This is a genomic window from Nocardiopsis lucentensis DSM 44048 (genome assembly GCF_000341125.1).
GTDB classification, from domain to species: Bacteria; Actinomycetota; Actinomycetes; order Streptosporangiales; family Streptosporangiaceae; genus Nocardiopsis; species Nocardiopsis lucentensis.
Genome location: NZ_ANBC01000203.1, coordinates 1 through 3,681, shown reverse-complemented (window position 1 = coordinate 3,681; position 3,681 = coordinate 1). Strand labels below are relative to the sequence as shown.

Sequence of the window (3,681 nt, the reverse complement as noted above, 5' to 3'; positions counted from 1 at the left end):
CATCGGCTGCTCGATGTACTGGGCCTGGCCACCGTCCCGCCACGGGGGGACCACGCAGGTCCGTGCGGCGCGGTTGGCGACCTCGCTGCCGTGGTCCCGGCGCACCAGGTGCAGGCACAGGTCGACCCCCGCGGCGGCGCCCGCCGAGGTCAGCACGTCACCGTCGTCGACGAACAACACGTCCGCGTCCAGGTCCACCGCCGGGTACCAGGAACGGAACACGTCGGCGAGCCGCCAGGGGGTGGTGGCCGGCCGGCCGTCGAGCAGGCCCGCTCCCGCCAGGACGAACGCACCGGTGCAGAGCGAGACGAGACGCGTCCCGGGCGCCACAGTCCCCAGCGCCTCCCTGACCGCCGGGGAGGGTTCGCGGGTGACGTGAGCCATGTCGACCGACGGGACCACCACGGTGTCGGCCGAGGCCAGGACCTGCGCCCCGTGCTCGACGGCGATCGAGAAGTCGGCGTTGCCGCGCACCGGACGGCCGTCGACCGAGCAGGTCACGACCTCGTACCGGCCGGGGGCGGCGCCGAGGACGCGGCTCGGGATCCCCAGTTCGAACGGGTAGACGCCCTCCAGGGCCAGGACGGCGACACGATGGGTTCCGGTCATGGCAGGATCATATCCAAAGATGGCAATCATGCCATGGCACCCCTTGGTCGGCGGCGGCCAGGATGGACGCATGACGACGACGAACGACACCGCTCCCGACGCCCCGACCATGCGGGCGATCAGCCAGGACGCCTACGGTTCCCCGGACGTCCTCACCGAGGTCCGGATCCCGCGACCCTCCCCCGGTCCCAGCGAGATCCTGGTCTCCGTCCGCGCCGCCGGGGTCAACCCCACCGACTGGAAGCACCGCGCGAACAGCCTGTTCCTCAACCGGCTCCCACTCGTCCTGGGGTGGGACGTCTCCGGCGTGGTCGAGGAGGTCGGCTTCGGCGTCACCCTCTTCAAGCCCGGTGACGAGGTCTTCGGCATGCTTCCCTACCCCCACGGGGTCGGCTCCCACGCGGAGTACGTGACCGGGCCCGCCCGCGCCTTCGCCCGCAAGCCCGCGGGGATCGACCACGTGCAGGCGGGCGCCCTCCCCCTCGCGGCCCTCACCGCCCATCAGGCGCTCGTCGACACCGCCGGGGTCGCCTCCGGGCAGCGGGTGCTCGTCCACGCGGCGGCCGGAGGCGTCGGCCACCTCGCGGTACAGATCGCCAAGGCCCGTGGCGCCCACGTCATCGGCACCGCGAGCGCGCCCAAGCACGACTTCCTGCGGGGAATCGGGGTCGATGAGGTGATCGACTACCGGTCCGTCGACTTCACGGAGGCGACCGGCGACATCGACGTGGTCCTGGACCCGCTGTCCGGGGACACCCGGGCCCGCTCCCTGGACGTGCTGCGGCCCGGCGGGACCCTCGTGTCGATCCTTCCGGGCGGGTCACCGCAGGAGGCGGAGAAGGCCGCGCGGCTGGGTGTGCGGGTCGAGACCCTCCTGGTCGAGGCCGACCACGCCGGGATGGGCGCGATCGCGGACCTGGTGGAGAAGGACGCCCTGCGGGCCCACGTCGAAGCCTCCTTCCCGCTCGCCGAGGCGGCCAAGGCGCACGAGTCCGGTGAGACCGGGCGCGTGACGGGCAAGCTCGTCCTCGTGGTCGGGGAGGGCTGACCCGGCCGCCGGACCGCGACGGCGGCCGGGGCGGGGCTGCGCGCCCCGCCCCGGCCGACCCTCGGGTCACGGCTACGCCAGCACCGACTCGATGGTGATCGGCAGGTCGTGGAAGCGGCGCCCCGTCGCGTGGAACACCGCGTTGGCGATCGCCGGGGCGACGCCCACCTGGCCCACCTCACCGACGCCCTTGACACCGAGCGGGTTGACGACCCGGTCCTCGACCTCGATCATCTCCACCTCGACGTCCGGCGCGTCCGCGTTGACCGGCAGCAGGTACTCGGCCAGGCTCGCGTTGGCCCACCGGCCCTGCTGGGGCTCCATGTGGGTGGCCTCCAGGAGCGCCTGCCCCACCCCCCAGAGCATGCCGCCCATGAGCTGGCTCCGCGCGGTCTTGCGGTTGAGCACCCGTCCGGGCGCGAACACCCCCGTCAACCGGCGCACCCGGACCAGGCCGAGGTCCGGGTCGACCCCCACCTCGGCGAACTGGGCGCCGAAGGTGGCCATGCCGTAGCCGGTGTCCTGCGCGGGCGGCTCCCACGCGCCGAGCGCGTCGGCGTCGAACATCATGTGCCGCCGCAGCAGGTCGGAGTAGGTCTCCCCGGTCTCCGGGGTCTCACGCAGGAACATGCGCCCCTCGGCCACCGCGACCCCGGCCGGGTCGGCACCGTGCAGCGGGGACTCCGGATCGGCGAGCGCCTGTCCGACGAGCTGATCCCGCAGCGCCGTCGCGGCGGTGTGCACCGCGGCGCTGACCGCACCGGACCCGGCCGAACCGACGGCGGCCACCGTGTTGGGCAGCTCGGTGTCCCCGTAGTGGACGGCGACCGCCTCAGTCTCCACCCCCAGGGCCTGCGCCGCGACCTGGGCCATGATCGTGCCCACGCCGGTGCCGAAGTCGGAGGAGCCGGTCTCGATGACCGCCCTCCCGTCGGCGTACACGCGCGCGCGGGCCCGCTGAGGGCTCATGGGCGTGTAGACGGGGTAGATCGCGCTGGCCATGCCCGTACCCACGAGCCAGTTCCCGTCCCGGCGTGAACCGGGGATGGGGTCGCGCAGCCTCCAGCCGAACAGTTCCGCGCCGCGCTCGTAGCACTCCCGCAGCCCCTTGCTCGACCACGGATTACCCGTCCCCGGGTCGGTGTCGGCGTGGTTGCGCAGCCGCAGCTCGATCGGGTCGACGCCGAGCTCGTAGGCGAGCTCGTCCATGGCCGTCTCCAGTGCGAAGACACCCGACCCCTCACCGGGGGCGCGCATGAACGTCGGCGTCATGGTGTTCGCCCTGGCCAGACGGAAGACACCCTCGTAGTTCGGGCAGGCGTACAACTGCGCCGTCGGGCCGATCGACGGCTCGGCCCAGTCGTCGAAGGGCGAGGTCGGCGAGATCTTGTGGTGACGGATCGCGGTCAGCGTCCCGTCCTCGCGCGCCCCCAGGGTCAGGGTGTGCTCCTGCTCCTCCCGGTGTCCGGCCCCGGTGAACATCTGTTCCCGGTTCAGCGACAGCGTGACCGGCGCCCGCACGTGCTGGGCGGCCATCGCCGCGAGGGTGGGGTGTGCGTGGATCATCGCCTTGGAGCCGAAGCTCCCGCCGACGAACTCGCTGACCACCCGGACGTCCGACGGCGGGATCCCCAGCAGTTCGGCGACGCTGAGCCGGGTCGCCGTGGGGCCCTGCGTGGTGTCGTACAGGGTCAGCCGGGCGTCCTCCCACACCGCGGTGGCGGCGTGGGTCTCGATCGGGTTGTGGTGGTTGGCCGCGAGGTGGCAGGTGCGCTCCATGACCACGTCGGCCTCGCGCAGCCCGGCCTCGACGTCGCCGCGCTCGACCCGCCCGGGGGCGAGGCCGGCGAAGACGCGTTCGGGTTCGTAGGCGTCGTCGCGCCCCTGCTCGATCGTGGTGACCGCCGATTCCAGCGCGTAGGTGACCCCGACCAGCTCGGCGGCGTGCTCGGCCCTCTCCAGCGTGTCGGCGACGACCATCGCCACGGGCTGACCCGCGTAGTGCACCCGTTCGTCCTGCATCG

Annotated in this window: 3 protein-coding genes; 1 reads left to right on the top strand and 2 read right to left on the bottom strand. The window is 73.1% G+C overall.

The window, feature by feature from the left end; genetic code table 11:
- On the bottom strand, nucleotides 1-609 hold a 609-nt coding region (locus D471_RS0106730), incomplete at its 3' end, for a GlxA family transcriptional regulator (protein WP_017597915.1).
- Nucleotides 610-679: 70 nt separating this feature from the next.
- On the opposite strand from D471_RS0106730, the gene D471_RS0106725 reads away from it, so the two are divergent.
- Nucleotides 680-1,657, top strand: coding sequence for an NADP-dependent oxidoreductase (locus D471_RS0106725; protein WP_017597914.1), 978 nt, complete (start codon nucleotides 680-682; stop codon nucleotides 1,655-1,657).
- A 72-nt stretch (nucleotides 1,658-1,729) separates the two neighbouring features.
- On the opposite strand, the gene D471_RS0106720 is transcribed toward D471_RS0106725, so the two are convergent.
- A partial coding sequence (locus D471_RS0106720; protein WP_017597913.1) for a xanthine dehydrogenase family protein molybdopterin-binding subunit occupies nucleotides 1,730-3,681 on the bottom strand: 1,952 nt, incomplete at its 5' end.